General features: G+C 63.7%; 22 protein-coding genes, 1 tRNA gene and 1 riboswitch. Of the genes, 5 read left to right on the top strand and 18 right to left on the bottom strand.

The window, feature by feature from the left end; all coding sequences use genetic code 11:
• Positions 1–11 precede the first annotated feature (11 nt).
• A complete protein-coding gene (gene nrdH, locus ASH00_RS08350; RefSeq protein ID WP_056547337.1) occupies positions 12–257 on the bottom strand; it encodes a glutaredoxin-like protein NrdH in 246 nt (81 codons plus the stop codon).
• A gap of 357 nt (positions 258–614) precedes the next feature.
• Here nrdH and ASH00_RS08345 point away from each other — a divergent pair, with 357 nt between their 5' ends.
• The gene (locus tag ASH00_RS08345; protein WP_056547334.1) at positions 615–1,550 is read left to right on the top strand and encodes a LysR family transcriptional regulator; all 936 of its coding nucleotides are present in this window, start codon (positions 615–617) and stop codon (positions 1,548–1,550) included.
• A gap of 100 nt (positions 1,551–1,650) precedes the next feature.
• Here ASH00_RS08345 and metE read toward each other — a convergent pair whose 3' ends face one another.
• A complete protein-coding gene (gene metE, locus ASH00_RS08340) occupies positions 1,651–3,978 on the bottom strand; it encodes a 5-methyltetrahydropteroyltriglutamate--homocysteine S-methyltransferase (RefSeq protein WP_056547332.1) in 2,328 nt (775 codons plus the stop codon).
• Positions 3,979–4,013: 35 nt separating this feature from the next.
• Positions 4,014–4,958, bottom strand: a complete 945-nt coding sequence (locus tag ASH00_RS08335) for a methylenetetrahydrofolate reductase (RefSeq protein WP_056547328.1) — start codon at positions 4,956–4,958, stop codon at positions 4,014–4,016.
• 336 nt (positions 4,959–5,294) lie between these two features.
• Between ASH00_RS08335 and ASH00_RS08330 the strand changes: the two genes are divergently transcribed.
• The gene (locus tag ASH00_RS08330; protein WP_056547325.1) at positions 5,295–6,410 is read left to right on the top strand and encodes an FUSC family protein; all 1,116 of its coding nucleotides are present in this window, start codon (positions 5,295–5,297) and stop codon (positions 6,408–6,410) included.
• Here ASH00_RS08330 and ASH00_RS08325 read toward each other — a convergent pair.
• Positions 6,407–7,531, bottom strand: a complete 1,125-nt coding sequence (locus ASH00_RS08325; protein WP_056547322.1) for an App1 family protein — start codon at positions 7,529–7,531, stop codon at positions 6,407–6,409. The two genes, ASH00_RS08330 and ASH00_RS08325, sit on opposite strands and share 4 nt — an antisense overlap.
• Before the next feature lie 381 nt (positions 7,532–7,912).
• On the opposite strand from ASH00_RS08325, the gene ASH00_RS08320 reads away from it, so the two are divergent.
• A complete protein-coding gene (locus tag ASH00_RS08320; protein ID WP_056547320.1) occupies positions 7,913–8,842 on the top strand; it encodes a 5'-3' exonuclease in 930 nt (309 codons plus the stop codon).
• On the opposite strand, the gene ASH00_RS08315 is transcribed toward ASH00_RS08320, so the two are convergent.
• Positions 8,839–10,041 (bottom strand): MalY/PatB family protein, encoded by a 1,203-nt coding sequence (locus ASH00_RS08315; RefSeq protein WP_056547319.1) that lies wholly within the window; start codon positions 10,039–10,041, stop codon positions 8,839–8,841. The genes ASH00_RS08320 and ASH00_RS08315 overlap by 4 nt on opposite strands.
• A 257-nt stretch (positions 10,042–10,298) precedes the next feature.
• On the opposite strand from ASH00_RS08315, the gene ASH00_RS08310 reads away from it, so the two are divergent.
• Positions 10,299–11,612: a DUF2252 domain-containing protein gene (locus ASH00_RS08310; RefSeq protein WP_056547317.1), complete on the top strand. Its 1,314-nt coding sequence runs from the start codon at positions 10,299–10,301 to the stop codon at positions 11,610–11,612.
• A 46-nt stretch (positions 11,613–11,658) separates the two neighbouring features.
• Here ASH00_RS08310 and ASH00_RS08305 read toward each other — a convergent pair.
• The 13 genes from ASH00_RS08305 to ASH00_RS08245 form a co-directional block, all read right to left on the bottom strand.
• A tRNA-Ala gene (locus ASH00_RS08305) sits at positions 11,659–11,734 on the bottom strand.
• Positions 11,735–11,826: 92 nt separating this feature from the next.
• Positions 11,827–12,528, bottom strand: coding sequence for a histidine phosphatase family protein (locus ASH00_RS08300; protein ID WP_056547315.1), 702 nt, complete (start codon positions 12,526–12,528; stop codon positions 11,827–11,829).
• Positions 12,525–12,932 (bottom strand): ribosome silencing factor, encoded by a 408-nt coding sequence (rsfS, locus tag ASH00_RS08295; RefSeq protein ID WP_056547312.1) that lies wholly within the window; start codon positions 12,930–12,932, stop codon positions 12,525–12,527. The genes ASH00_RS08300 and rsfS overlap by 4 nt, the downstream gene beginning before the upstream one ends.
• Positions 12,933–12,957: 25 nt before the next feature.
• A complete protein-coding gene (locus ASH00_RS08290) occupies positions 12,958–13,938 on the bottom strand; it encodes a hypothetical protein (protein WP_056547310.1) in 981 nt (326 codons plus the stop codon).
• 129 nt (positions 13,939–14,067) lie between these two features.
• On the bottom strand, positions 14,068–14,727 hold the full coding sequence (nadD, locus tag ASH00_RS08285) for a nicotinate-nucleotide adenylyltransferase (RefSeq protein ID WP_268760498.1): 660 nt from the start codon (positions 14,725–14,727) through the stop codon (positions 14,068–14,070).
• 41 nt (positions 14,728–14,768) lie between these two features.
• On the bottom strand, positions 14,769–15,005 hold the full coding sequence (locus ASH00_RS08280; protein ID WP_056547303.1) for a hypothetical protein: 237 nt from the start codon (positions 15,003–15,005) through the stop codon (positions 14,769–14,771).
• A 91-nt stretch (positions 15,006–15,096) separates the two neighbouring features.
• Complete coding sequence (locus ASH00_RS08275) at positions 15,097–16,434, bottom strand: glutamate-5-semialdehyde dehydrogenase (RefSeq protein ID WP_056547300.1); 1,338 nt, start codon at positions 16,432–16,434, stop codon at positions 15,097–15,099.
• 42 nt (positions 16,435–16,476) lie between these two features.
• Entirely contained in the window at positions 16,477–17,625 is a 1,149-nt protein-coding gene (proB, locus tag ASH00_RS08270) for a glutamate 5-kinase (RefSeq protein WP_056547298.1), read from the bottom strand.
• Between the two features lie 43 nt (positions 17,626–17,668).
• Positions 17,669–19,276 carry a GTPase ObgE gene (gene obgE / locus ASH00_RS08265; protein WP_056547294.1) on the bottom strand — a complete coding sequence of 536 codons (1,608 nt, stop codon included), beginning with the start codon at positions 19,274–19,276 and terminating at the stop codon, positions 17,669–17,671.
• A gap of 131 nt (positions 19,277–19,407) precedes the next feature.
• Complete coding sequence (rpmA, locus tag ASH00_RS08260) at positions 19,408–19,668, bottom strand: 50S ribosomal protein L27 (RefSeq protein WP_026545518.1); 261 nt, start codon at positions 19,666–19,668, stop codon at positions 19,408–19,410.
• A gap of 56 nt (positions 19,669–19,724) precedes the next feature.
• A complete protein-coding gene (gene rplU, locus ASH00_RS08255) occupies positions 19,725–20,033 on the bottom strand; it encodes a 50S ribosomal protein L21 (protein WP_056547291.1) in 309 nt (102 codons plus the stop codon).
• Positions 20,034–20,186: 153 nt separating this feature from the next.
• Positions 20,187–21,767, bottom strand: coding sequence for a bifunctional hydroxymethylpyrimidine kinase/phosphomethylpyrimidine kinase (locus tag ASH00_RS08250; RefSeq protein WP_056547288.1), 1,581 nt, complete (start codon positions 21,765–21,767; stop codon positions 20,187–20,189).
• Positions 21,759–21,874, bottom strand: a riboswitch (TPP riboswitch). Its footprint overlaps the gene before it by 9 nt.
• A gap of 93 nt (positions 21,875–21,967) precedes the next feature.
• Positions 21,968–25,333: an Rne/Rng family ribonuclease gene (locus tag ASH00_RS08245; RefSeq protein ID WP_056547285.1), complete on the bottom strand. Its 3,366-nt coding sequence runs from the start codon at positions 25,331–25,333 to the stop codon at positions 21,968–21,970.
• Between the two features lie 412 nt (positions 25,334–25,745).
• Here ASH00_RS08245 and ASH00_RS08240 point away from each other — a divergent pair, with 412 nt between their 5' ends.
• Complete coding sequence (locus ASH00_RS08240; RefSeq protein WP_056547283.1) at positions 25,746–26,375, top strand: vitamin K epoxide reductase family protein; 630 nt, start codon at positions 25,746–25,748, stop codon at positions 26,373–26,375.
• Position 26,376 lies beyond the last annotated feature (1 nt).

Genomic DNA, 26,376 nt, shown 5'->3' with positions numbered 1-26,376 from the left:
AAACGAAAGGCCTAGGCTACGGAAGTGACCGATCCCAGGGCGAGTTCATTGATCTTGTCCGGACGGAACCCGGACCAGTGGTCCTTTTCGGTGATGACAACAGGCGCCTGCATGTAACCGAGCGAACGAACCCGCTCCAGCGCCGCCGGATCCTGAGAGATGTCAACGCTCTGGTAAGCGATGCCCTTCTTGTCCAGGGCCCGATACGTGGCGTTGCACTGTACGCATGCTGGCTTGGTGTAAACCGTGACGGTCATGTCCCTGACTCCCCTTGTGAAGTGCTGTTATTCGGCCAATGTTGGTGGGCTTCATGCCGCTCTTCAGACCGCCCAAACGGTTGATACGGAACGTGCCACGCCAGCAGGTAATTCGATATCTAGATACTACATCTAGTGCAACGCAGTGGCGCCGACCCCAAGATGATGTATTACAAGTATGTCATTTGCTGTCCGATTAGTCCACAGGGAATCCATGTGCGGAGGGTGCAGGAAACGGCTCAAACGCACGGTTTCTCCTCCGTCGGTCCACAGCCTGTGGACTGCTGTCCACACAGGCAAAGTCATGTGCGTGTCGTGTCGGCTCGGCGTGTCGGCCGACCGTGAGAAGATGACGACGTGGTCAACCCAGTTCACCTTCGGACGCTGCTGGAGGTCATCCGGCATGGTTCCTTCGCGTCCGCCGCAACCCGCCTCGGTTACACCGCCTCGGCAGTGTCGCAGCAGATGTCCGCCCTTGAACGGGATACCGGCGTCACCCTGTTCACCCGGTCCGCGCGGAGCGCGGTTCCCACGGAAGCCGCCGTCGTCATGGCGCGCCACGCTACCAAAGTGCTGACCGACATCGACACCCTCATGGCCTCCACTGCAAAGGCCGGAGCTGCGGTGACCCAGGAACTGCGGCTCGGGATCTTTCCCAGTCTTGCCACCTTTGCACTCCCCCGCCTCGTCCGCACACCGCAGTGGAAACAGCTGGGCATCAATTTGAAGGTTTTCGTGGGCGAGCCATCGCAGACCATCCACGGTCTGCGGAACGGTGGCGAACTGGATCTCGCGCTGGTCTTCCAGGTGGGACAGGGCGGGTTGGCCTGGCCGTCTTCGGTGAGCAGGCAGTGGATCGGCGATGACAACTTCCGCGTGGTCCTGCCGGCGGCGTGGGGAATCGCGGAAGGGTCCGCCGTGTCCGCAGGGCAGTTGGCGGATATGCCATGGATCATGCACCACCCCGGAACCTCGGATGCCACGGTCATTGAAAGGTTGTTCGCCAGCTGCAACCTGCACCCGCATATCGCGGCCTACTGCGACGACTTCAATGCCAGCCTCGCCATGGCCGCGGCGGGTATGGGTGCTGCACTGGTTCCTGAGCTGGCAATGCTGCGCGCCCCGGAAGGCATCGTCGCTCTCGATGTTCCCGAGATTCGCCTCGCCCGCAGCATCTTCGCGCTTCAGATCGCCGGGAAGCAGACCACGCAGGTCCGTCTCTTCATGGACCAGCTCGCCGACGTCCTGAAGGACCGGCGGATCGCCCCGCGGACGAGCAGCCGCCCGGCTTAGGGTATGGATTCAGGCGTTAAACGCCGCTGAGTGCGCCGGTGAACACGAATACTTTGCGGCACAACGTGTCCATCGGCGCACTGAGCGGGTGTGAGGGCGTCTAGGAGACCGAAGCCTCAAGCTGGGAACGGACGGCAACCGTGGCGTTGACGAGGTTCCGCAGGGATTCCTCGGTCTCGGTGTAGCCGCGGGTCTTCAAACCGCAGTCCGGGTTGACCCAGAGCTGGCGCGCCGGCACGTGCTGCACAGCCTCTTCCAGCAACTCGGCCACCTCATCCTGACCCGGAACGCGCGGGGAGTGGATGTCGTAGACACCGGGCCCGACGCCGCGCTGGAAGCCGTGCGCCTCCAGGTCATGCACCACCTCCATGCGGGACCGCGCCGCCTCGATCGAGGTGACGTCGGCATCCAACCCGTCAATCGCGTCAATGATCGCTCCGAACTCGGAGTAGCACAGATGCGTGTGGATCTGCGTTGCGGGAGCAGCGGACGCCGTCGAGAGCTTGAAGGAGTTGACTGACCATTCGAGGTAGCCGGCCTGCTCCTCCGTGCGCAGCGGCAGGAGTTCGCGCAGCGCCGGTTCATCCACCTGGATCACCTTGATGCCGGCGGCCTCCAGATCAGTCACCTCATCACGGAGCGCCAGCGCCACCTGGTTTGCGGTGTCGCCCAGCGGCTGGTCGTCGCGGACGAAGGACCACGCGAGGATGGTTACAGGACCGGTCAGCATGCCCTTGACCGGCTTCTCGGTCAGCGACTGAGCAAACTCCGTCCAGGGAACGGTGATCGGCGCCGGCCGGCTGACGTCGCCCCACAGGATCGACGGCCGGGTGCAGCGGGAACCATACGACTGGACCCAGCCATGGACCGTCACGTCGAAGCCGTCGAGATTCTCGGCGAAGTACTGGACCATGTCGTTGCGCTCCGGCTCGCCATGAACCAGGACATCGAAGCCGAGCTCTTCCTGCAGGTCGATGACGCGCTTGATCTCGTCCTTCATGAGCTGCTCGTACTGCTCCGCAGTCAGGTCGCCCTTGTTGGCACGTGCGCGGGCCGAACGGACCTCCGAGGTCTGCGGGAAGGATCCAATGGTGGTGGTCGGGAGGGCGGGCAGGTTCAGCGCGTCCTCCTGAGCGGCGAGCCTCACCGCATAGTCCCCACGGGAGAAGTCCGACGGCGTCAACGCGGCAGCGCGGTTCCGCACCTCGGCGCGGTTCACGCCGGCGGCTCCGGCACGGGATGCCAGAACCTCGTCCGTTGCAGCTATTTCAGCGTCAATGGCTCCCGGGTTACCGATCGCCCGCGCGAGGGTGACAACTTCGGTCACCTTCTGGTCCGCGAAAGCCAGCCAGCTCCGCAACTGGGCGTCAAGCTGCTGCTCATCGCCGACGTCGTGCGGTACGTGCTGCAGCGACGTGGAGGTGGACACGGCCAGCGCGGGCACTGAGGCTTCCAGCTCGGCCAGCTTGTAGGCAGCGGCGCCGAGGTCGGCCTTCCAGATGTTGTGTCCGTCCACCAGGCCGGCGACAAGCGTGGTCGATCCGAACTTGGCAAGATCCTCACCCGCGGGCACGGCGCCCTTGAAGACGTCGATGTGCAGCGCGTCGATGTCGGTTCCGGCAATCACCGGCAGCAACGAACCGAGCGACCCGTACTGGCTGGTAACCAGGATGGCCGGGCGCTTGACCGCGTTTGTGGCCAGCGCTGCGTAGGCACGCTCCACGGCGGCCGCCACCTCACGCTCGGGAATTGCCTGGTCCGCCACCAGGGACGGCTCCTCGAGCTGGACCCACTCGACGCCGGCATCTGCAAGCTTGCCGAGCAGCTCCACGTACAGCGGAAGCAGGTCATCCAGGCGGCTCAGCGGATTGAACCCTGCGGGAGCCTCGTCCGCGGCCTTGCTGAGCAACAGGAACGTGACAGGGCCGATCAGCGTCGGCCGTATCGCGTACCCACCTGCGGCGGCTTCCGCGACGTCGCGCAGGAGCCAGTCATTTGCCGGGGAGAAATCAGTGTCGGGACCGATCTCGGGGACCAGGTAGTGGTAGTTGGTGTCGAACCACTTGGTCATTTCGAGCGGCTGGCGCTCCTTGTCACCGCGGGCGAGCGTGAAGTAGGCATCGAGACCAAGCGAACCGTCGCCGTCGTACAGGTCCTTGAACCGGTCCGACACGGCACCGAAGGTGACGGCGGTGTCCAGCACCTGGTCATACAGGGAGAATGACGCCGGGATGGAGTAATTGCCGGCCTCCAGGCCCAGCTCGCTCAGGCGGGCGTAAGACGCAGCCCGCAGCTCGGCCGCGGTTGTCTCAAGCTCAGCGGCTGAGGTGCGGCCGGCCCAGTAGGCCTCGACTGCCTTCTTCAGCTCGCGGCGGCGGCCAATGCGCGGATAACCGATGACGGTGGCTTTCGGAAATGCGGTGCTCATGGATATGTCCTCTTTCTAACGTTTCTTGACGTTTGCTAAGCGGTTCGGCTGAGTCCACCCGGAACGGGAGGACGGCGAAGCTGAAGGTTTTCGAGCACGTCCAGCGCTGCGGCGTGCTCGTTGAAGGTGTAGAGATGAATCCCCGGCGCGCCGGCGTCGAGAGCAGCATTCGCGAGGTCCACCGTTGCCTGAACGCCGATGCGTCGTCGGGCGTCGTCGTCGGTGGCTGCCGCCAGCCGGTTCCGCAGCTGGTGATCCATCTCAATGCCCGCGAGCTCGGCCAGTCGATCAAGCCGGCGCACGCTCGTGAGGGGCATGACGCCGGGGATGATCGGGATGTCGACGCCGGCACGACGGGCAGCGGACACCAGCCGCTGATAGTGGTCGGGGAAGAAAAATACCTGGGTAATTGCGAAATCGGCGCCTGCCGCCTGCTTGGCAAGCAAGGCCTCAATGTCGTGGCCAAAACTGGGCGACTCCGGATGTCTAGTGGCGTACGCCGCTACGCCGACGGCCAGTCTGCCCGCGCAGAGGTGGGCGGTTCGGCGTCGCTCGGCCTCGCGGACGAGTTTCACCAGGTCGCTGGCATAGGGCAGGTCCCCCGCGCCCACAATGGGTTCTTTCGGAGTGTCGCCGCGGAGGGCGAGGATACCCCGGACGCCCAGGGTGATGAGTTCATCCACGAGGTCCAGCAGATACTCTCGGGAATTGCCTACGCAGGTCAGGTGGGCCAGTGGGCGAAGTGATGAATCCGACAGGAGTCGGGAGAGCAGCTCGACGGCCGTATCCCGGTTTGAACCGGAGGCGCCGTAGGTCACCGACACGTAATCCGGACTGGTCTGCTCCAGTTCACGGATGGTGCGCCAGAGTGTTTCAGCCGCAGCGGTACTGCGGGGAGGATAAAGCTCATAGGAAAGGGCGGGGTAAGGCTGCGAAGCCGGGGGACCTACGGAATGGGCGGACTTGGACGGTGGTGACATTCGTATCCTCGGTCGTTAGGACATCCGGTTACCGCTGCTCAAAGCTTGAGCGCGGATGAGACCGAATGAAATAAGGGAAAGGAAGCAGGAGAAAGTCCACACAACAGCGCGGCCGCGCTGAAGGGAACTCCTGCGAAACAAATGTCAGGCCCACATGGGGGCACCCACACTCCCTCGATGGGGAGTCGCTGACCCGTTACGGAAGTAACTTGACCTGAACGTTACGGCACCGGCAAGCACGCCTTCAAGAATGTTGCACATCCGCGAAACATTTATTTCCGGCCGCGGTAGGCGTGCGCTCATTGGACTCTCATAATCGGTTGTCATACTTGAGAAATGCTAAGCTCACTTACCGGTTCGGCGGCCGGAACCCGCGCGAGAAAGCTGATCACCCATGAGAGGGTGCTTCTGGCAATCAAGACAGCCCTCGCTGCCGCCATCGCCTGGTGGATCGCGCTGCGGGTGCCCGGCGTCGCTGCCCAATACCCGTACTACGCTCCGCTCGGCGCGGTGGCCTGCATGTACCCGACGGTCGCCGGCTCGGCCCGTCAGGGCTTGCAGACCCTCATCGGGCTGACCGTCGGCTTTGCTCTGGCGTTTCCGATCATCCTCATCGGTGACGTCTCGGTGGTATCCGTCGCCATCGTCGTCGGCGTGGGCGTCCTTGCCGCCGGGCTGCCGAAATTGGGCGCAGGGCGTGACTGGATACCGATCGCCTCGCTGTTTGTCCTCCTCGTCGGTGGCGATAGCCCGGAGGAGTATTCCTTCGGATACCTCATTCAGATGCTGGTAGGGGTGGTCGTGGGCTTGTCGGTGAACATGCTGGTGTTTCCGCCGCTTCACCTCGACGGTGCGCTCCGTGGGCTCCGGAATTTCCGGGAACTGCTGGCGCAGCAGCTCTCGGACATGGCTGCGGCCCTGGGCGAGTCCTGGCCGCCTGAGCACGAGGAGTGGGCGGAGCGCGAGAGCAGCATGTCGAACCTAGGCCAGGAGGTGCGTTCCGCGGTCCAGCTGGCGGATAGCAGCCGGCGCGGAAACCCGCGGCGGTTGCGCCACAAGCGGGATCTGAGTGCTGATTACCAGCGCCTGCAGGCGATGGAACGGATCGCGTTCCACGTCCAGGACATGACGGAGGTGCTGGCGGGGGTCATCTGGCACACCCCGGAATCCACTCCCCTGCCGCCGGCGCTTGTCGACCCCCTTCGTGATGCAATTGTGCGCACCGCGGAGGCGTTGAATGCCTGGGATCCGGATGGACCCACCATGACACACGCGGAGGCCGCTGTGGAACGCTTGATGCAGGAGATCGCCTCCGGCGCAGCAGCGGAACAGCGAATCCAGGCAACGGCTGCCCTTGGCATGGATTTGCGGCGCATTCTGCTGACAGTGCGTGCCGAATCGACGTCGCCGTATGAGGAAGTCGTGCCGGATTCCGAGCAGAACCAAAGCTAGGCTTCGTCCTCCGGATCAATGCGCACAGCGCCTTCGACAATCCCCAGCTTGCTCAGCTGCTCGGACATGCCCGCGCCGTCCCTGGCGTAAACCCACGGAATCCCGGGGGTGGATCCGGCCGGGCTCTTCTTCGACCGGCCGCCGGCCAGTACCGCCTCGCTTGGTGAGAGCTGGCGGATGGCAATCGCCCGGACGTTTCCCGGATGGTTCCGGGCAAATTCGGCGTAGATCGCCTCGTCGTGTTGACCGTCATCGCCGACCAGGAGCCACTTCACTGACGGAAACTCCTCCGCGAGCCGCTCGAGCGAGGATCGCTTGTGTTCCTGGCCGCTCCGGAACCAGCGATCCCGGGTGGGGCCCCAGTCCGTCAGCAGTTTGGGCCCGGCCGGATAGAGGTTTCTCGACAGAAAACGGGTTAGCGCCGGAGCCACGTTCCAGGCGCCCGTGGAGAGGTACAGGACCGGCGCTGCGGGATTCTGCCGCACAATCCTTTCCATGAGCACCGACATACCGGGAGTCGGCGTGCGGGCATGCTCGTCGAGAACAAATGTGTTCCAGGCCGCCAGGAACGGCCGTGGCAGCGCAGTCACCATCACGGTGTCGTCGATATCGGAGACAACGCCGAACGTCACGTCGTCTTCAACAACACGGACTGGAGCGTCTGCGACAACTGAGTCACCCGACTTGATCCGGACGGTATGCCACCCCGGCTTCAGTGAGGCTTCTACGTGAACGTCGATGACTCCGCCGCGGTCCGCATGCACGACCGCGCTGGTTCCGTCGATTTCGAGTGTCACCTCGGCGTAGCGCACCGGGGCACTGACGAAGTTGCGCCACCCCCGCAGCCCCTCCTTGATAGGTTTCATCATCTCCTTGCCTTCGAGCGGCTGGAGATCGCGGGGATTGGAGAGCACAACGCGTGCCAGAATGCGGACCCAGCTTGTGGTGCCGTAACCGGTGTACGGGATGATCGTCTCCACGCGGCCCCGTTGCTCCGCGATGCGGGTCTGCAGCGCATGCCATGTGTCGCCGATCATCAAACCGAGGTGGGTTCGCTCCCGCACCTCGTCCTCATGCGGAGGGGGCGCGGGAGGCTCGGGTGATGCCTTGTCGGATGCCATGCGACCAGTCTTGCACGGTCAGAGGCGTCCCTACAGGAGGAATCCCTCAGGCGCTCACTTCGGCATGCTGCTCCACCCGTTTCCAGACCGTGACCGTTCTATGCCCCGGATTGAGGAAGGCGTGATTCTGGGAAGTGACTGTTTCAGCAGTCTTGCTTTCGACAAGCCAGGTCCTCTGACACTGGCGGCATCGCATTAGTCCGCTCATGATCGCCCCATGCTTCGTTCGTGCTTTGAGTTGCCGTTTCCAGTGTGAACTTCATCACTCCAACCTTCAAGAGGTTTCGTCAACCAAATGGATTTATCTGCCCAGCTTTCGTTCATCGCCGGACGGGGCACCGGCGTCGTCATTCTTCCGCCTGACCGTGGCAGTATCGATGTGTGGCCGAACGACTGATGCTCCTGGATACTCCGTCCCTATACTTCCGCGCCTTCTACGGGCTGCCGGACAGTCTCAAAGCAGCCGACGGGATGCCTGTCAACGCCGTGCGCGGGCTGCTCGACATGATTTCCCGGCTGGTGACCGATTACGAACCCACGCACCTCGTCGCCTGCTGGGATGATGACTGGCGGCCGAAATGGCGCGTGGAGCTGATCCCGAGTTATAAGGAGCACCGGGTCGCCAGGAAGGTGCCCGACGGTCCTGATGTCGAGGAGACGCCGGAGGGACTGGTTGCTCAGCTGCCCCTGATCCGCGAAGTCCTGGCTTCGCTCGACCTCCCGATCATCGGCGCGGCTGACCACGAAGCAGATGATGTCATCGGCAGCCTTGCCAGCCAGGCAGCCGCGCCGGTGGATATCGTCACCGGTGACCGCGATCTTTTCCAGCTTATCGACGACGCCACCGGCGTCCGCGTCCTGTACACCGCTCGCGGCATGAGCAAACTTGAAGCAGTGACCGATGTGACGGTGGTAAGCAGGTACGCAGTGCTCCCCGGCCAGTACGCCGACTTCGCTGCCTTGCGGGGCGACGCCTCGGACGGGCTGCCCGGAGTTTCCGGCATCGGCGATAAGACAGCGGCCAGCCTGCTCAAGGAGTTTGTTGACCTGGACGGCATCATGGAAGCGGCCTCGAACCCCTCCAGCTCGATGTCTGCGTCGATATGCCAGAAGCTCACAGCTGCAGCAGATTACCTCGCTGTCGCCCCAACCGTGGTGAATGTGGTCAGGGACCTCGACGTCGGAACATTCGAGTCACGGATCAGGCCGCTCGATACCGATCACGAACAAAAGTTGAAGAAACTGGCTGACCAGTGGAATCTCGGCGGAGCGGCGGACCGCGTGCTGAAGGCGTACGCCGCCCGCGGCTAGTTGGCCGACCGTTCCCGGAGCGCGCGGCCCATGCGCTGGACGGCTTCGGTGAGGATGTCCGGGTGGGTGGCGTAGTTGATGCGCGCGTGACCCGCTCCGCCGCTTCCGAAGACGTGCCCTGAGCTGAGCGCAACGCGGGCGGTGTCGAGAAAAAACCGTGCCGGTCCCGCAAGCTCGGTCACGACGGCTAGACCGCCGCTTCCCGCACCCTCCTCGAATCCGAGCTCGCGAAGGTCGAGCCATGCCAGGTACGTCCCTTCCGGCCTGGTCAACGCCGCCCCGGGAAGATGCTCAACGATGAGGTCTCCCAGCAGCGCCCGGTTATAGTCGAGGCCCGTGAGGAGTGAATCAGGCCACGAGCCACCCTCCCGGAAGGCGGCCGTGTGGGCAAGCACACCGAGGTGGCTCGCCCCGTGGCCGACTTCTTCGGGAAGCCGGGCCAGGTCCGATGCTGCGGCTGGACCGGCGAGCAGCAGAGCCGCCTTGAGCCCGGCAAGGTTCCAGGCCTTCGAGGCGGAAACAAGTGAAAACGCGTCTTCACTTCCGGCGACGCTCAAGTACGGTGTGAAGCTGGCGCCCGAGAGTACAAGCGGGGCGTGGATTTCATCGGAGATGACCCGCACACCGTGCCGTTGAGCAAGGACGGCGACTCCTTCGAGTTCCTGGCGTGTATGGACTGTTCCGGTGGGGTTGTGCGGGTTGCACAGGAGAAACACGGGGCGCTCGGACTGGGAGCGTGCCCTCCGGAATGCATCATCGAGAGCGACCGGATCCAACCGTCCATCCTCACCGAGCGGTACTGCAAGGACCTTCCGGTCCGCATGCTCGATGAACGCAAAGAACGGCGCGTAAACGGGTGGAGTGACTACCACCGGGTCCCCCGGACCGGTGATCAGCCGAAGGGTTTCCACTATTCCCAGCATGACGTCCGGAACCAGCGCAACGCGGTCCGGAACGACACCGTCCCACGACCACCGGGCAGCGGCGAACTCCCGAAACGCTTCTGCGTATTCGTTTCCCGCAGGATAGCCGGTGTCTCCGAGGTCGATGGCACGCTTCAACCTGGAGTGGATCGGCGGTGCCAGGGACACATCCATTTCGGCGACCCACAGCGGCAGAACATCAGCTGCGTAGGTTCGCCACTTGACGCTGGTCCGCTGCTGCAGCTGTGCAAGGGTGAGCTCGGAAAGCGGGGTCATAGCGTCAATCTATACACATGTCCGATTTTCCACCGTTTATGCGAAGTCATCACGTTGCCTTTTTCATCGCTCCCCATGAGACCCATCCGAGCCAGCTCGGCCTCACGGGCGGAACTCGATCAGACGCTCGGGAGTGAAGCACCGCTCCCACCGCAGCCCTGAGTGTGACACGCGCGCTGAGCGTCGACGCCGGGGGCACCAGCTGAATCAGAGTTCTTACTCATACTCCACGCAGGTACGTTGCCTAGCGTAAGTGGATGATTGAATCAGCCGAACGCCAGACAATGATTACGCACACGCTTGTCAATGCTCTTGAGTCGCTGATGAAAGCCGACCCCGCGGCTTTCAGAATGCGATTTCGAAAGATGGCGTCGGACCCGTACGCGTTCTACCGAGGCAGTGCTTCCATCTTTTACGCTGACATGGAAAATCTCGAGGACAAATGGGCGGATGAGCGCACCGCGAGGGTATGGATCCAAGGCGACCTCCACGCCGGTAACTTCGGTACCTATATGAGCAGCGAAGGCACCCTCGCCTTCGACGTCAACGATTTCGATGAGGCGTACATAGGACACTTCTCCTGGGACCTGCGCCGCTTCCTCACCTCATTGGCTCTGTTGTGTTGGCAGAAAGCCCTCCCGGAACAATCGATACGGGGTTTGGCCAACACCTACCTTCAGGCTTATCTGGATCAGGTGAAGGGCTACGCCGGCGACGGCCAGGCAGACTTCGCGTTGGGCCTGAGCAATACGAAGGGAAGCATCCATGCCGTGCTGCAGGCGGCGAGGTCCGCACGCAGAATCGGCCTGCTGAAGTCCTTGACCACTATCGAGGATCACGAACGCCGCTTTTCCGAGGACCACTCAACACGGCGGCTGAACGAAGAGGAATTCAGCCGTGTGTCGGCTGCCTTCGAGGAATACCTTAAAACCATCCCCCAACATGACCGTTACCAGCGGCCCGTGTTTTTCCGGGTCAAGGACATTATCGGCAAGAACGGCTTCGGGATTGGCAGTGCCGGATTGCCCGCATACAACATCTTGATAGAGGGCTTTGACGAAGCTCAAGAGAACGACATCATCCTGTCGATGAAACAGGCGAATGTCGCTGCACCGAGCAGAATAGTCACGGAAGGGCGGGTGCGTGACTATTTCACCCATGACGCCCAGCGGGCGGTCATCAGCCAGCGTTCATTGCAGACAAACACGGATCCGTACCTTGGCTATACAACAATCGGCGGCACCGCATTCGTCGTCACGGAGCTTTCCCCCTATCAACGCGATCTCAGTTGGGAGGAGCTTACTGAACCGGAGCAGATCGAGCCGGTGTTGGAAGTTCTCGGCCGGGCAACCGCGAAGATCCACTGTTCCACAGACGAGGATAGTGACCATGACCTCGTGTCATTTCAGACAGAAGCGGCGATCCTGAAAGTAGTTCAAGGCAAGGAAGAGGAATTCATCAATGACCTCATCGATTCCTGCACTGAACACGCAGCGGACGTCCGCCGAGACCACGCACTATTTGTCGAAGCATTCCGAGAGAACAAGATCGAAGGTGTGCCGGCCACCTAAAAATCCGCTGCAACCAAGGCTACTTCCCTTGTTTCCAGCGGATTGTTGGTGGAGCTGAGGGGACTCGAACCCCTGACCCCCTGCATGCCATGCAGGTGCGCTACCAGCTGCGCCACAGCCCCAAACCCGTTGATCCCGCCCTGATCAGGCCGAAGCAACTTGTTCAGTTTAGACAATTTTCCTGCCCCCGCAAAATCGGCGCGACGGCGTCGATTCAACCTTCCAGCGGCGACGACGGCATGGATGCCAGCCCGACGTTATGCTCGGTCAACTGCCATCTGAGCGGCACCGCCGACGACGACGGATTCAGCTCCTCCAGAACCGACCAGTGACAGTTGGCCACACCAGCCAGCGATCCCCATAGGTTCGCCGGGATACCCATCAGGGCGGCAACGCCTGCGCGGATCGCTCCGCCATGGCTGACCACGACGAGCGTCTGTCCCGGCGCCAACTGAGCGACGGCCTCGAGCGTCCCCGCCTTCATGCGCCCGCCGACGTCCGACCGGCTCTCTCCACCGCCGGCAGCAACAAAAGGATCACCTTCGTGCCACGCCTGCTGCTCCTCGGGAAACCTCGCGCCGATCTCCGCGAACGCAAGTCCCTGCCATTGGCCGGCATAGGTCTCCCGGAAGCGTGGGTCCGTACCCACAGGCACTCCCGTGGCTACGCTCAATGCCGCTGCAGTATCCCGCGCCCGTTCCAGGTCCGAGGACACAATGAGCGACGGCGACAGGTGCTTCAGCTCGTGGGCTGCCTGTGCAGCCTGCTGCCTGCCAAGATCATCGAGCGCGATGTCCTCCTGGCCCTGGAACAGGCCGCGGGCGTTCCACTCAGTCCGGCCGTGCCGCCAGAAAACGATCCGCCGACCCTCCGGTGCGGAGTCCCCAGCTGCGCTGTCTACGGCGCGCGGACTCACTCGGCGTCGGCTGACGCGGTGTCTGCGGGAGCAGCGCCCGACGCGCCCTCCAGCTGCAGGTCAACCTTGGGGCAGTCGCCCCACAGCCGCTCCAGGGCGTAGAAAACGCGGTCTTCCTGGTGCTGCACGTGGATGACCACCTCAGCGTAATCAAGCAGTACCCAGCGGCCCTCGCTCCGGCCCTCGCGGCGTACGGGCTTCAGGTCCTGCTTTGAGAGTTCTTCTTCGATGCCGTCAACAATGGCGTTGACCTGGCGCTCGCTGGGGGCTGAGGCCACAAGGAAGACGTCAGTGATCGCCAGGCGTTCACTGACATCCATGGCCACGATGTCCTGTGCGATTTTGTCCGTCGCCGCGCGTGCTGCGGTGCGGGCAATCGCAATGGACGATTCCGATGCGCTCACTAATCTCCTAGGGTGTGGTCGGCTGCTAAAAGCGGCCGACGATCATCATGATTCCGGTGATGAGCGCCAGAGCGCCCAAACCTACTACCGAATACTGCGCGATTCGCATTCGCTGGACACGTGCCAGTCCTGCCGTCATCGCATCAAGGGGCTCCAATCCGTGGGCGCTGCGCGCACGGATGGGAGTGGCGCCGTCGGAACCCGGGCGGCGCTGTTCACGGACCATTGCCTCCGCCTGCGCTAGCACCTGCGAGCGTCCCGCAGAATCCGGAGACAGCGCCGACGACGGCGGCCTGCTCGGCACAGCGGGCGCAGTCACAACCGGGATGTGGGAGGTCGAGGGCGCAGCACCCTGCGGAATTTCCGTCGGAGCCCGAACGAACTCGACCGGGGAAACGATCGAGAGATTGTGCGCCGTTGTCGGGTCATTGAGCAGCGGCTTGCGCTGCCGGTTCTCCTGCGTGAGCTGCTGGATTTTCTGCGCACGCGTGTTGAGCACGGCTGCACGCTCGGCAAGTGCCTTCTGCTGGGCGAGGATCTCCAAGTCAACCGAGAAGGGATCGTCCTTCGCCGCCGCTTCCATGACCGCCACCTGGTTTTGCGCCTGATGGGCAATTGCTTCACGCGCAGCCAGAGCTTGCTCCACCGTCATCCCGTCCGGATGAGCAACGTCAGATGGGCTTACCTCGGCGGGCGACGTGAGCGGAGTGCCTTCAGCCTGCAGCGCCTTCTCGCGGGCTGCCTGCTGCTGGAGACGAAGTTGGCGTCGGGTGGGGATGCCTGCGGGCTGGTCAACTTGCTGGTCAGCCAGCGCACGGTAGCTGCGCAGCATTTCGCGGTCACGGGCACGGACCTGCGACAGACGTTCCGTGGACGGAGCCGACACGGCCGACGGCGCGTCCACAGGAGCGTTCGCTGCCCGCCGGCTGCGCCGTTCGCGGGGCGCAGGTTCAAGGCTGACAGCCGCCGGCTTGCCGGACTGCGCCGGCGGCCGGTGGCCGGGCATCAGTGCCCCCTCGGAACTTCCCTGCGACGGCAAGTGGTCCCCGGCGGAGGCTGCGCTCGCTTGTCGGAGCGACCTCCGGCTCTGCGGGGACTCGTGACCGTTACTCATTACTTCTTCACCCAGTGATTGTCATGTTGTTGTGGACACTTCAGGTTGGACCGGCGTTCCCGTCTCAGGGGCACCTTTCCGGTAGAGCCCGTGCTTTGCGATGTACTGCACGACGCCGTCCGGAACCAGGTACCAGACCGGCTCTCCACCCGAGACTCGGCGACGGCAGTCTGTCGAAGAAATCGACATAGCCGGAACTTCCATCAGGCTGACGTCCTTGCGTTGCGTGCTCAGTTCATGGCCAGGCCTGGTGACACCGACGAAGTGCGCCAGAGACCACAGCTCATCCACGTTCTTCCAGGAGAGAATCTGCGCCATGGCGTCTGCGCCCGTGATGAAGAACAACTCCGCTTCCGGCCGTGTAGCTCTCAGGTCCCGGAGTGTGTCGATCGTGTAGGTAGGGCCCGGGCGGTCGATATCCACCCTGCTCACCGTGAACCGCGGGTTCGATGCTGTGGCCACTACGGTCATGAGGTAGCGGTGCTCGGCCGGGCTGACTTCCTGGGCATTTTTCTGCCAAGGTTGGCCCGTCGGAACAAAGACGACTTCGTCGAGGTCGAAGGCTGCCGCAACTTCGCTGGCCGCAACGAGGTGACCGTGGTGGATCGGATCGAAAGTTCCACCCATGACTCCTAGACGCCAGCGGGCAGGGCCGTCGGAAGGGCGAGCGTTCGGGAGTATCCCTTGCTCAGGGGTGGACGCGGGCGGAGCGGTCAACGAGATCAGTGGGCCGATTCGCCGTGATCATGCTTGTTCGGATGCTGGCGATGGGGATCGGCGTGCTCCTGCACTGCCTCATGCCGGTGCCCCAGGCTGGTGAACGCGATAGTGACGAACATCAGCAACAACAGCAACCCCATGATGATAGCGCCGTACGCGATGGCAGGCATCGGAAGCTCGGTGTGGTGCTCGGCAGTCTCGCCTGCAACAACAGCAACGTTGAGGATTTGTGTCAGCATTCTTCTCCCCTTGGGAACGAGGTGTCCGCCCGCCGCCGGACGCGGGTCAGCGCGTACTTTCAGTACTGTTTCGGTACTATCCTACGCGTTACTACCGCCGGATCTGTCCGTCGCCCTGGATGATCCACTTCGTGGTGGTCAGCTCGCGCAAGCCCATTGGTCCCCGGGCATGCATCTTCTGAGTGGAGATGCCGACCTCGGCGCCCAGGCCGAGCTCGCCGCCGTCGGTGAATCGCGTGGAAGCATTGACAATGACGGCCGCCGAATCCACACCGGCAATGAACTCTTCAGACCGTGCCAGGTTATTGGTGATGATGGCTTCGGTGTGGCCGGTGCTCCAGGTCCGGATGTGCTCCAGCGCTTCATCCACGGTGTCCACCATTGCAACCGCGATGTCGAGATCCATGTATTCACGCGCCCAGTCATCCTCGCTGGCTGTATCAGCGCTTACGCCCTGCGGGAGGATAGCCTGAATCCGGGCGTCTGCGTGGATACGCACACCGGCACCGGACAGTGCTTCCAGAACTGCCGGGGCAGCCTTCGCGTCCTTGTGCACGAGGAGGGTCTCAACCGTGTTGCAGACACTGGGGCGCTGTGTCTTGGCATTGAGCAGGATGTCTACCGCCATTTCCTCGTCCGCGCTCTCATCGAGGAAGATGTGAACGTTGCCTTCGCCCGTCTCAATGACGGGTACGGCTGCATTGCTGACTACCGTCTGGATCAGGTCATGGCCACCGCGGGGAATCAGTACATCCACCCGTCCGCGTGCCTTCATCAGGACGTTGGCTCCTTCGCGGCCGAACTCGTCCACAGTCTGCACGGCATCCGCAGGCAGCCCGGTGCGGTCCAGTGCATCCCGGATAATGCCAAGCAGCGCAGCATTGGTATGAGCGGCGGCACTGCCACCACGCAGGATGACGGCGTTGCCGCTCTTCAGTGCGAGGCCGGCGATGTCCACCGTCACATTGGGCCGGGCCTCATAGATGGCTGCGACCACACCGAGGGGAACGTGGACCTGCCGGAGACGGACGCCATTAGGCAGAGTTTGCCCGCGGTCGATGGTACCCACGGGATCCGGCAGGCCGGCAAGGTTCTCCAGCGCTGCGGCCAAACCCGCAATCCGTTCTTCGCTCAGGCTCAACCGGTCAAGCAGGGCAGCTGAGGTACCTTTGGCACGCCCCGACTCCAGGTCCTTCTGGTTGGCTCGAAGAATGGCGCCCTGATTGGCTACGAGTGCCTCACCTATGGCTTCGAGCGCCTTGTCCTTATGGGACCGGTTGGCCCGGGCAACGATCCGCGACGCGGTTCTGGCGCGGTCCGCTATGGCGTGCACAGCCTGCTCGACGTTCACCGGCGTGGCCGGCTGCTCGCCGTCGGCGGATTCGGTGGTTGTCTGATGGGCAGTCTGCTGTGTAGTCACGTCAGTCATCACTCCAGTCTAACGAGCGCGTCCTCCCAACCCCAGCCGGGGTCAGGAAGGTGCGACCGTATTGAGCACGACCAAGTCGTTGACGTGCACCACTGAACGCTCGTATTCCCTGCCGAGTTCCTTCGACAGCTCGCGGGTGGTCCTGCCGAGCATCCGCGGCAACTCGAATGAGCTATAGTTCACCAGCCCCCGGGCAATGACCGAACCGGTTCGGTCCACCATCTCGACGGGATCCCCTGCCTCAAACTCTCCGCCGACTGAAACGATTCCCGCCGACAGGAGCGACCGCCGCCGCTCCCCCACGGCTTTGGCCGCGCCGTCGTCAAGCGTGAGCGTTCCCTGAATCCGGGCCAGGTGGGCCAGCCAGAGCAGGCGGATCGGCTGGCGGCGGCCGTTGGTGCTGAACCAGGTTCCCACGTCCTCTCCAGCCAATGCCGGTCCGGCGTTATCCGCCGATGTGACCAGTGCTGGAATGCCGGAGGAAGCGGCGATCGTGGCAGCTTCGACCTTCGTCACCATACCGCCCGTACCGACCCCGGCCTTCCCGGTCTTGCCGATGCTCACCCCTTCGAGGTCCTGAGGTCCACGGACTTCGGGGATGCGCTTTGCTCCGTCCTTGGGTGGACCGTCATAGAGGGAGTCGACATCAGAAAGCAGGATCAGCGCATCAGCCTTGACCAGGTGGGCAACCAGGGCAGCCAGGCGGTCATTGTCCCCGAAACGGATCTCGGAGCTTGCCACGGTGTCGTTCTCGTTGACGATGGGCACCACGCCGAAGTTCAGGAGCCGCTCCATTGCGCGGTGCGCATTCGCGTAGTGGCTTCGCCGTATCAGGTCATCGAGGGTGAGCAGGACCTGGCTGACGGTGACCCCGTGAGCGCCGAATGCGTGGGTGTAGCGCGCCATGAGCAGGCCCTGCCCCACACTGGCAGCTGCCTGCTGCGACGAGAGCTGGTTCGGTCGCCGTGGGAGTCCAAGCGGAGCGAGGCCCGCTGCAATTGCTCCCGAGGAGACAAGGATGACCTCGGTTCCTTCGTTATGGCGGGCAGCGAGCACATCGGACAGGGCGAACAGCGCTTCATCGGAGAGTCCTCCGGAGAGCGACGTGAGGGAAGATGAACCTACCTTGACAACGATTCTCTTGGCCTTCGCCAGTCCGGAGCGGGTTTTGATCGGGCGCTTTACTGTCATCTATTCCTTCTGTTGATTGCGGATTTTCTGGTGCTCGGCGAAATCAGTCCTCGCCAGCGTCACCGCCGGAGCCGGTGTCGGTGGCGCCGTCGTTCTTCGCTGCCTTCGGACCGGAGTGCTTGTAGTTGACCGACTCCGTCCAGATGCCGGCCTTCCGCTCTGCCTCGAGTTCTTCGCGCGCTGCGGCCCGCGCATCCTTCCGGTTCTGGTGGTCCTCACGCTTCTGGTCACGCGTGGGGCGCACGTACTCGGCCAAACGGATGTCGGTACCGCGCGGAGAAGCGAGAAGTTCAGCACCGCCCATCATGGTTGGCTCCCAGTCGAAGACGACGCCGTCGCCCTCGCCGATCACCACGGTGTCCCCCGGCTTCGCTCCGCTCCTGAAGAGCTGTTCCTCAACACCCAACTTAGCGAGCCTGTCCGCAAGGTAGCCAACAGCCTCGTCATTTGTGAAGTCGGTCTGCTTCACCCAGCGCTCGGGCTTCTCACCCAACACCCGAAAGAGGGGTTCGAGGTTTTTCTCCTCGCGTCGGATGACAAATCCCTTTTCGTTGACTGCGCGCGGACGGAGCACCGGAGGAGCCACAACCGGAGGTGCGGTTTTGAGTAGCTCGCGGGCCTCGCGCACAATCTCCGCCATCGCGAACCCGAGCTGCCGGAGCCCTTCATGGCTTGTAGCTGACACCTCGAAGACACGGTAACCGCGGGCTTCAAGTTCCGGACGCACAAACTCTGCCATGTCACGGCCGTCTGGCACATCCACCTTATTGAGTGCCACCAGGCGCGGACGCTCATTGAGCGGCACAACCTCACCGCCGGGACCGGCGTAACTCATGTCAACGGCGTAGCGATCAAGCTCGCTCTCAATGATTTCAAGGTCCTTCAGCGGATCCCTGTCAGTCTCAAGCGCGGCGCAGTCAAGCACATGGACGAGGGCGGCGCACCGTTCGACGTGTCGAAGGAAGTCATGGCCCAGTCCCCTGCCCTCGCTCGCGCCCTCAATGAGTCCGGGGACATCCGCGATGGTGAAGCGGACCTCACCGGCCTGTACGACTCCAAGGTTGGGACGCAGGGTGGTGAACGGGTAGTCAGCAATCTTGGGGCGGGCCGCAGACATGGCGGCAATGAGGCTGGACTTGCCGGCCGAGGGGAACCCGACCAGGGCGATGTCAGCGATGGATTTGAGTTCCAGCACCACATCCCGGGCATCACCCGGAATACCCAGGAGTGCAAACCCGGGTGCCTTGCGCTTCTGCGACGATAGTGAGGAGTTACCGAGACCACCCTGTCCACCGGCTGCTGCCACATACTCGGTACCGGCGCCGACAAGGTCAGCCAGCACTTCGCCGTCGCGCGTCTTCACCACCGTGCCGTCCGGAACGGGAAGGATGAGCGTCTCGCCCCTCTTTCCCTCGCGCCAGTCACCCATGCCGTTTCCACCGTTGGTGGCATGCCGGTGCGGGGCATGATGGTAGTCCAGCAGGGTTGTGGTCTGCGGTTCCACACGAAGGATGACGGCTCCGCCGTCGCCGCCGTTCCCACCGTCAGGCCCGCCCAGCGGCTTGAACTTCTCCCGCTTGACCGAGACGCACCCGTGCCCGCCGGTGCCGCCCGAGACGTGCAGAACTACCCGGTCAACGAAGCTTGCCACGGTGTACTCCTCTTGAGAAAGTTCTCATTTTTGCCGAGTTTATCGGCTTAAAAGAAAATGGGGTGAGCCTGATTGGCTCACCCCACCCTAGTGCTCTTGTATAACGCTGCTATGGTGTGCGGTTGCGAGTACTACTCGGCAGCCGCACCCACGATGTTGACAACGCGACGTCCACGGCGGGTACCGAACTCAACGGCACCGGCTTCCAGGGCGAACAGCGTGTCATCGCCGCCACGACCGACGTTGGCGCCGGGGTGGAAGTGGGTTCCGCGCTGGCGGACGATGATTTCGCCTGCCTTGACGACCTGTCCGCCGAAGCGCTTCACGCCGAGGTACTGCGCGTTGGAGTCGCGACCGTTGCGAGTGGAACTCGCACCCTTCTTATGTGCCATCTGTTATGCCTGCCCTTTTCTGAAACAGAATCTTTGGATCAAGGAACCTGCAGCGGTTACTTGATACCCGTGATCTTGACCTTGGTGAGCTCTGAACGGTGACCCTGGCGCTTCTTGTAGCCGGTCTTGTTCTTGAACTTCTGGATAACAATCTTCGGGCCCCGAAGATTCTCGACGATTTCGGCAGTGACACTGACCTTTGCCAGGTCCTGTGCTGCTGAAGTCACCTTGTCGCCGTCTACCAGAAGGAGAGCAGGCAGCTGGAAGCTGCTGCCGGCCTCACCGGGGACGCGGTCAAGGGTTACGAGGTCTCCCACGGAAACCTTTTCTTGGCGGCCGCCTGCGCGGACAATCGCGTACACCACTTGGGAACTCACTTCTCTCGACGATCAAACTGTTTGCATACTGTTTCCGGGACCGTACGCTGTTCTCAGCGCAGCCGGAGGGGTGCTAGTGCACTCACGATGCATCCACGCCCCGAAAATAGCCATACGAGGGCGCCGCACCGAAGATCTAGATTACGGCAATTTCGCGGAATCCCGCAAATCAAGGCGTGTCGGCGCGTCAAAGAACTCATGTTCATACCAGGCAGATGCTCCGAACGCCTCGATCATTGCCTCCCTGTCTGCGGGCGGGGCAGCAGCGAAACACGAATCTGCGATGGAGATTGCACGTGCGGTAGCCTCCGCGAACGCTGGATCGGCGTACGTTTCCAGCCAGTTTGCGTACGGGTGGTCCGGGCTGGCTCCGTTGCCGATCCACTGCGAGTGCAGGGCATTGCCCACGTGTGCGTAAAGCCAGTAGCACGGCAGGACCGCCGCCACCAGGACGGCGTAGCCTGCGTTGGCAGAGGCTGCCAGCAGATGGTCAACGTAGGCCCTCGTCACCCGCCCCTGGGCCGGTGACTGCCCGCGTCCGGTCAGCCACGTCCGGTGGAGCTCGGATTCCACCTCAAGGCAACTGAGTGCCGACTTCGCCCAGAAGAGTTGCTCAGCCTCGCTGGGTGCAAGAGCGCTTGCCCTGGACAGCACGCGCGAGTAGCCCCTCAGATACATGGCGTCCTGGGCCAGATAATACGCAAACTGTTCAGGCGGCAGGCTACCGTCGCCGAGCGCCCGTACGAACCCGAGCGTCTCGATCGCCAGACGGTGGCTTGTGGTGAGCTCCCAGACCTGCTCGCTGAACGGGCGCTCCTCTGGCGGGGGCGCCGGGATCGGCCCGGGTACGAACTCATGGAAGTGATGGATCGGTCCGTTTCCCTGCCCCACGTTGAGCTCGTCGGCCCGTTCGAGCGCGCCCCGAAGCCATTTCTTCACGATCAGCAGCGACTGGTGCCAGTTCCCGGTGCGCGTCTGGACGGTCGCCAGGGCCGCCGAAAGGGAGCAGCCGGTACCGTGCGTGTTCCGTGTACCGATGCGAGTACCGCCCACCACGGAGACTGTGCCGGCGTCGTCGGACGCGTCTACGAGCGCGTCCGGGCACTCCAGGGCACCTTCCAGATGGCCGCCCTTGACCAGCACCGAGGTACCCGTTGAAGCTGCAAGCCGTTTGCCCTGCTCCACAGCCGCTTCCCAGCCTGTCGCAACCGGCTCGCCGAGCAGTACCGCGAGCTCGGGCAGGTTCGGCGTCACGAGGTCAGCGAACGGCACCAGAGCGCGCAACTCGTCCTCCGCATCGGAGGCCAGCAGCCTGTCCCCGCTGGTTGCAACCATGACCGGATCGAGGACGATGACGGCCCCGGTCGCTCGCGGCAACCATCGCCTGACTGTGCGGATGGTTTCCGCGTCTCCGAGCATCCCGATCTTCACCGCATCAATGGTGACGTCATCACTGACCGCCTGCAGCTGTTCATCGAGGAACGTCGACGGCGGTGTATGCACGCTGCGCACCCCGCGGGTGTTCTGCGCAACAAGGGAAGTAACTACCGCCATACCGTAGCCACCCTGCGCCCCGATGCTTTTCAGGTCAGCCTGAAGACCGGCCCCGCCGGTGGGGTCTGTTCCCGCAATGCTCAGCACGTGCGGAATAGTCCGCGCCCGCGCTGGAACCGATAGGGCTTCTGTGTGCTTCACTGTGTCTACGAGCGTGCGAATACTCATCCGCGACATCCCTCCGCTAGGCCAAAGGCCGCCTATTGACGGCCATCTCTAGATCAGGTTCAACGCGTTTCATCTCAGCCCGGAACCGGGCACCGCGTGTCACTGTGGCCTACCCTACCGTGCAGGGAGCTCACCGCCCGCAATCAGAACACGCCGCCCCCTTCAGACCGGGAACGGCGCGTTCTGTCGAGCAACGATTGCTACAGCTCGGAGGCCGGCACTCCGACTCCCAGGATCATGGGCTCGTCCGACTGCTGCGGTTTGGGCGCAGCTTTGCCGGCACGTGCAACATACTGTGTTCCGGCTGCCGGTGCGTCCGCCACGGTAGCGGCGCGCTCGATCGTGGCGTTCTCAGCCGAACCCTGGGCGCTGCTGGCGGCGCGGTGCCGCCGCTTACGGTGGCCGGACGATGGCGCCGCACCGGAGCCGTCCGCGGACATGCCCTGTCTCGCCGCCTCCTGGCCCGCCGGGGCCCGATGCGCCGGTTCGTCCTCCGCAGGCGCCATGGTCCCGCTGGCCGGGCTCGCAGGATCCTCGCGCGCCGGGCTGCCGGAATCCGCCCCACCCGCCGCAGGGAAGCGGTTGAAGGCCTCCGTCAGACTCTCCAGGGTCAGGGCCGGCTCCGCACGGACGGAAGCAGGCGCGTTCTCCGCTTTGGGCAGCGTCACCTGCTCCCCATTGATAGTCAGCACAGCGGCCGACGACGGCGCTTCCGCCACCGGCGAGACTCCTTGCCCGTGATCGTGCTCATGCGCCGCATGAGTGGCAGCGGCGATGCTGGCCAGGGCAGCCCGCGCGGCTTCGGCACGAGCCAGGCGTTCGGCGTCATCGGCCCTCGGTTCCGGCGCGGAAACGTGCTCCTCCTCCACCGGCGGAGTTTTCGCCCGGCGCTTGCGTTCGCTGCGGGACATCTTCTCCTGGCGCAGGTGCTGCTGGTGGTTCTCCGTCGACACAGCGTGCCTGCGGTGCTCAACCGGTTCGTCATGGGTGACGACACCGCGACCCGCACAGTGCTCGCAGTTCTCGCCGAACACCTCCAGCAGCCCGGTTCCCATCCGCTTGCGGGTCATCTGGACGAGGCCAAGCGAGGTGACCTCAGCGACCTGATGCTTGGTCCGGTCCCGTCCGAGGCATTCGACGAGCCGCCGCAGCACTAGGTCGCGGTTCGCCTCGAGCACCATGTCGATGAAGTCGATGACAATGATGCCGCCGATGTCGCGCAGGCGAAGCTGCCGGACGACTTCCTCAGCCGCTTCAAGGTTGTTCTTGGTGACGGTTTCCTCGAGATTGCCGCCGCTGCCGGTGAACTTGCCTGTGTTCACATCGACCACGGTCATGGCTTCGGTCCGGTCGATCACCAGCGAGCCGCCGGAAGGCAGGAACACCTTGCGGTCCAGTGCCTTGTGGATCTGCTCGTCGATGCGCCGGGCAGTGAAGATGTCCTCGTCCTTCGTCCACTTCTCGAGCCTGCCCACGAGATCCGGGGCGACGTACATGACGTACGCCTCTATTGTGTCCCAGGCTTCCTCGCCGGAGACGATCAACTTGGAGAAGTCCTCGTTGAAGACGTCCCGGACCACCTTGATGGTCAGGTCCGGTTCACCGTAGAGCAGTTCCGGCGCGAGCGTCTTGGTTGACTTCGCCTTGCCCTCAATTGTCTCCCACTGGGAGCGGAGGCGGTTGATGTCGTGGGTCAGTTCCTCTTCGCTGGCTCCCTCTGCCGCGGTGCGCACGATGACGCCTGCGTTCTCCGGGAGCCGGTCCTTGAGGATCCGCTTGAGGCGATTGCGCTCAACGTCGGGAAGCTTGCGGGAGATTCCGGTCATGGAGCCGCCCGGCACGTACACCAGGTACCGCCCGGGAAGGGAGATCTGGCTGGTCAGCCGTGCGCCCTTGTGGCCCACCGGATCCTTGGTGACCTGCACCAGCACCGGGTCGCCCGACTTCAGCGCAAGCTCGATGCGGCGCGGCTGGCCGTCCAGTCCGGCCGCGTCCCAGTTGACCTCGCCGGCATACAGTACGGCGTTGCGTCCCCGCCCGATATCGATGAACGCAGCTTCCATGCTGGGCAGGACGTTCTGGACCTTGCCGAGGTAGACGTTCCCGATCAACGAATCCTGCTGGGTCTTGGACACGAAGTGCTCCGCGAGCACTCCGTCCTCCATGACACCGATCTGGATCCTGTCGTCGCGCTGGCGGACCACCATCTGGCGGTCAACGGATTCACGACGTGCAAGGAACTCCGCCTCGGTGATGACCTGGCGGCGCCTGCCCGAATCCCTCGACTCACGACGGCGCTGCTTCTTGGCTTCCAGCCGGGTGGATCCCTTCACGCTGGTCACCTGGTCCGACGGCGCTTCCTGGCTCTGCCGCGGCGCACGGACACGCGTGATCGTGTTCGGCGGATCATCATCCTGCCCGCCGGTAAGTTCGAGGTCCTCATCACCGCGGCGACGGCGACGGCGACGGCGGGAGGTCACCGGCTCGCTCTCCTCCGGCCCCTGGTTCCGGACCTCCGGCCCGGATTCGGAGGCCTCAGACTCCGTCCCCCGGCTGCGGCTCCTGCTGCGCCTGCTCCGGCGGCGTCCGCGCCCGTCGTCGTCGCCCTCGGTATTGTCTTCGGCGTCTTCAGTAACAGCCTTCGGAGCGGTCTTCGGCGGCGTCCGCGGCACAACCGCGGTGAGGTCCGGAGCATGGAAAAGCAAGGATACCGGCGAATCCGGAACGGCGAAGGGGTCCAGGCCGGCACGGTCATCCGCTTCGGCGCCCCCGGAAGCGACGTCCTCGTCGGCCGCAGCGTCTGGTGCAGCCGCAGCCTCCGGTGCGCCGGCAGCCGGCTGAGCGTCCTGGCTTACGCCCGTTCCAGCGCTCCCGGAATCGGCGGAGTCATCTGCAGGCCCCGCGCTGCGTGTTGCGCGACGGCTGCGCGTCGGTCGGGATCGGCGGGGGGCTTCTTCGGCCGCCGGCGCTTCGGGAGCACCGGCAGTCTGGACATCCGGCGCAACAGTTTCCGTGGCAGCAGGCTCAACTGCTGCTGGCGGTTCTACTGCCGACTCTCCGGTAGCCCCCTCCACGGTGGCTGCCTTCGTTGCCACACGACGACGGCGGACGGGCCGCTCCGGCGAGGAACCGGACTCATCCGGCGCCTTCGCTGAGGCCGCGGACGGCTCAGGACTCACATCGGTCGCGGATTTGCGGGTACGCCGGGTGCGTACGGGCTTCTTTTCTGCTGCGGGTGCATCGCTCGAGGACTGGCCCTCTTCGACGACAGCTTCGCCGGTCGGGGCGTCAGTAGAAGTTCCGGAAGCACCGGCGTTTGAACCGACCGACGGCGGCTGGGATGGGGACTCGGGCAGGCTGACTTCAGGCTGTGACGCCCGCCGGGAAGTCCGGCGGCGCGCGGGTTGCGCGGCCTCTTCACCGTCAGCGACCGCCGGTGCGGCTTCCGGACGCTCAGCTGCATCCTCATTTTTCTGGCGTCGGGTACGCGGTGCCTTGAGCGCCGGCGCTTGCTGCTCAGCTGTGTCCGTCAGGACCTCTGAGCTGTCTGATGCGTTTGTATCCATATTCGGCTGTGCTCCACCCCCGCGAACGGCGTCCACATTCCGTCGCCGCGAGGCGCTTGGTCGGGTGTCCGCGGCGTGAGTGCACGCACCACCCGGAAGTCGTTATTGTGTCGTTCGAGGTCGCGCCAACCATGGGGCGCGGCATCACTCGAAGACCAGTGGCGCTTTTCCTGCCCGATCGCTGAAAACCAGCGCGGGTCCTGCCCGGCGGATTCTGCGGGGTTCACCATGAAGTGCCAAATCCGCAGGAGCGTCGCCGGCAGAACCGGAAGCCTGTCACTGGACCGGCACCGGAATGTGGTTCCCGCACCAGCCACGTTCATTGTCTCACACGCCCATCACCACCGCCTGTACCGGCCGCTAGACTCGCTGGTGGCAAACAAGCCGGCACAACGATACCGAGGAGGGGTGCATGCCCGAGGACGCCCGGATAGAGCCGGCGGGTTGGAGCGGAAACACTCAACCTGCGTTCGCCGGCGACCGCGGTATGGCGTGGTTGATGGCCGTGTGCGGCGTCGTCGGCTTTCTGGCCTCGGGGCAACTGGTCCTGGAACGGATCGCGCTGTACGAGGATCCGAACTACGTGACGTCCTGCGACATCAGCCCGTTTGTCTCCTGCGGCGAGGTGTTCCGCACCTGGCAGGCGGCGTTGTTCGGATTTCCCAATCCGCTGATCGGCCTTGTTGCCTTCACGATCATCCTCACGACGGCGATGGTCCTGTTCTCGGGTGCGCATCCGGCCCGCTGGTACTGGCGCGGCCTGCAGACCGGAGTCAGCCTCGGGTTCATTTTTGTCGTCTGGCTTTGGAGCCAGGCACTGTTCGTGATCCACATCCTGTGCCTGTACTGCATGGCGGTGTGGGCAGTTCTGATCGTCCTGACTGTCCTGCTGACCGCGCGGAACATCATCCGTGGAGATCTTCCGGCGCCCGGAGGCATACGGCGGTTCCTTGCCGAATGGGCCTGGCCGCTCACCGTGCTGCTGCTCGTAGCGACCGCGGCCTCTGTGTTCTTCAGTTTTTCCCGGGCATTCCTCGGCTGAG

This window comes from Arthrobacter sp. Soil782 (assembly GCF_001428435.1).
GTDB classification, from domain to species: Bacteria; Actinomycetota; Actinomycetes; order Actinomycetales; family Micrococcaceae; genus Arthrobacter_D; species Arthrobacter_D parietis.
Note: the sequence above shows the minus strand (reverse complement) of the source record. Positions and strands in the feature narration are given on the sequence as shown.

Coding starts and splice junctions, on each gene's coding strand:
- ASH00_RS08290 (WP_056547310.1), bottom strand. CDS start 13,938: ATGCCCGGCCACCGGCCGCCGGCGCAGTCCGGCAAGCCGGCGGCTGTC.
- ASH00_RS08250 (WP_056547288.1), bottom strand. CDS start 21,767: ATGAGTATTCGCACGCTCGTAGACACAGTGAAGCACACAGAAGCCCTA.
- proB (WP_056547298.1), bottom strand. CDS start 17,625: ATGACAGTAAAGCGCCCGATCAAAACCCGCTCCGGACTGGCGAAGGCC.
- ASH00_RS08310 (WP_056547317.1), top strand. CDS start 10,299: ATGATTGAATCAGCCGAACGCCAGACAATGATTACGCACACGCTTGTC.
- metE (WP_056547332.1), bottom strand. CDS start 3,978: ATGAGCACCGCATTTCCGAAAGCCACCGTCATCGGTTATCCGCGCATT.
- ASH00_RS08275 (WP_056547300.1), bottom strand. CDS start 16,434: ATGACTGACGTGACTACACAGCAGACTGCCCATCAGACAACCACCGAA.
- ASH00_RS08245 (WP_056547285.1), bottom strand. CDS start 25,333: ATGGATACAAACGCATCAGACAGCTCAGAGGTCCTGACGGACACAGCT.
- ASH00_RS08325 (WP_056547322.1), bottom strand. CDS start 7,531: ATGGCATCCGACAAGGCATCACCCGAGCCTCCCGCGCCCCCTCCGCAT.
- nrdH (WP_056547337.1), bottom strand. CDS start 257: ATGACCGTCACGGTTTACACCAAGCCAGCATGCGTACAGTGCAACGCC.
- ASH00_RS08330 (WP_056547325.1), top strand. CDS start 5,295: ATGCTAAGCTCACTTACCGGTTCGGCGGCCGGAACCCGCGCGAGAAAG.
- ASH00_RS08240 (WP_056547283.1), top strand. CDS start 25,746: ATGCCCGAGGACGCCCGGATAGAGCCGGCGGGTTGGAGCGGAAACACT.
- ASH00_RS08280 (WP_056547303.1), bottom strand. CDS start 15,005: ATGCTGACACAAATCCTCAACGTTGCTGTTGTTGCAGGCGAGACTGCC.
- rpmA (WP_026545518.1), bottom strand. CDS start 19,668: ATGGCACATAAGAAGGGTGCGAGTTCCACTCGCAACGGTCGCGACTCC.
- ASH00_RS08315 (WP_056547319.1), bottom strand. CDS start 10,041: ATGACCCCGCTTTCCGAGCTCACCCTTGCACAGCTGCAGCAGCGGACC.
- ASH00_RS08335 (WP_056547328.1), bottom strand. CDS start 4,958: ATGTCACCACCGTCCAAGTCCGCCCATTCCGTAGGTCCCCCGGCTTCG.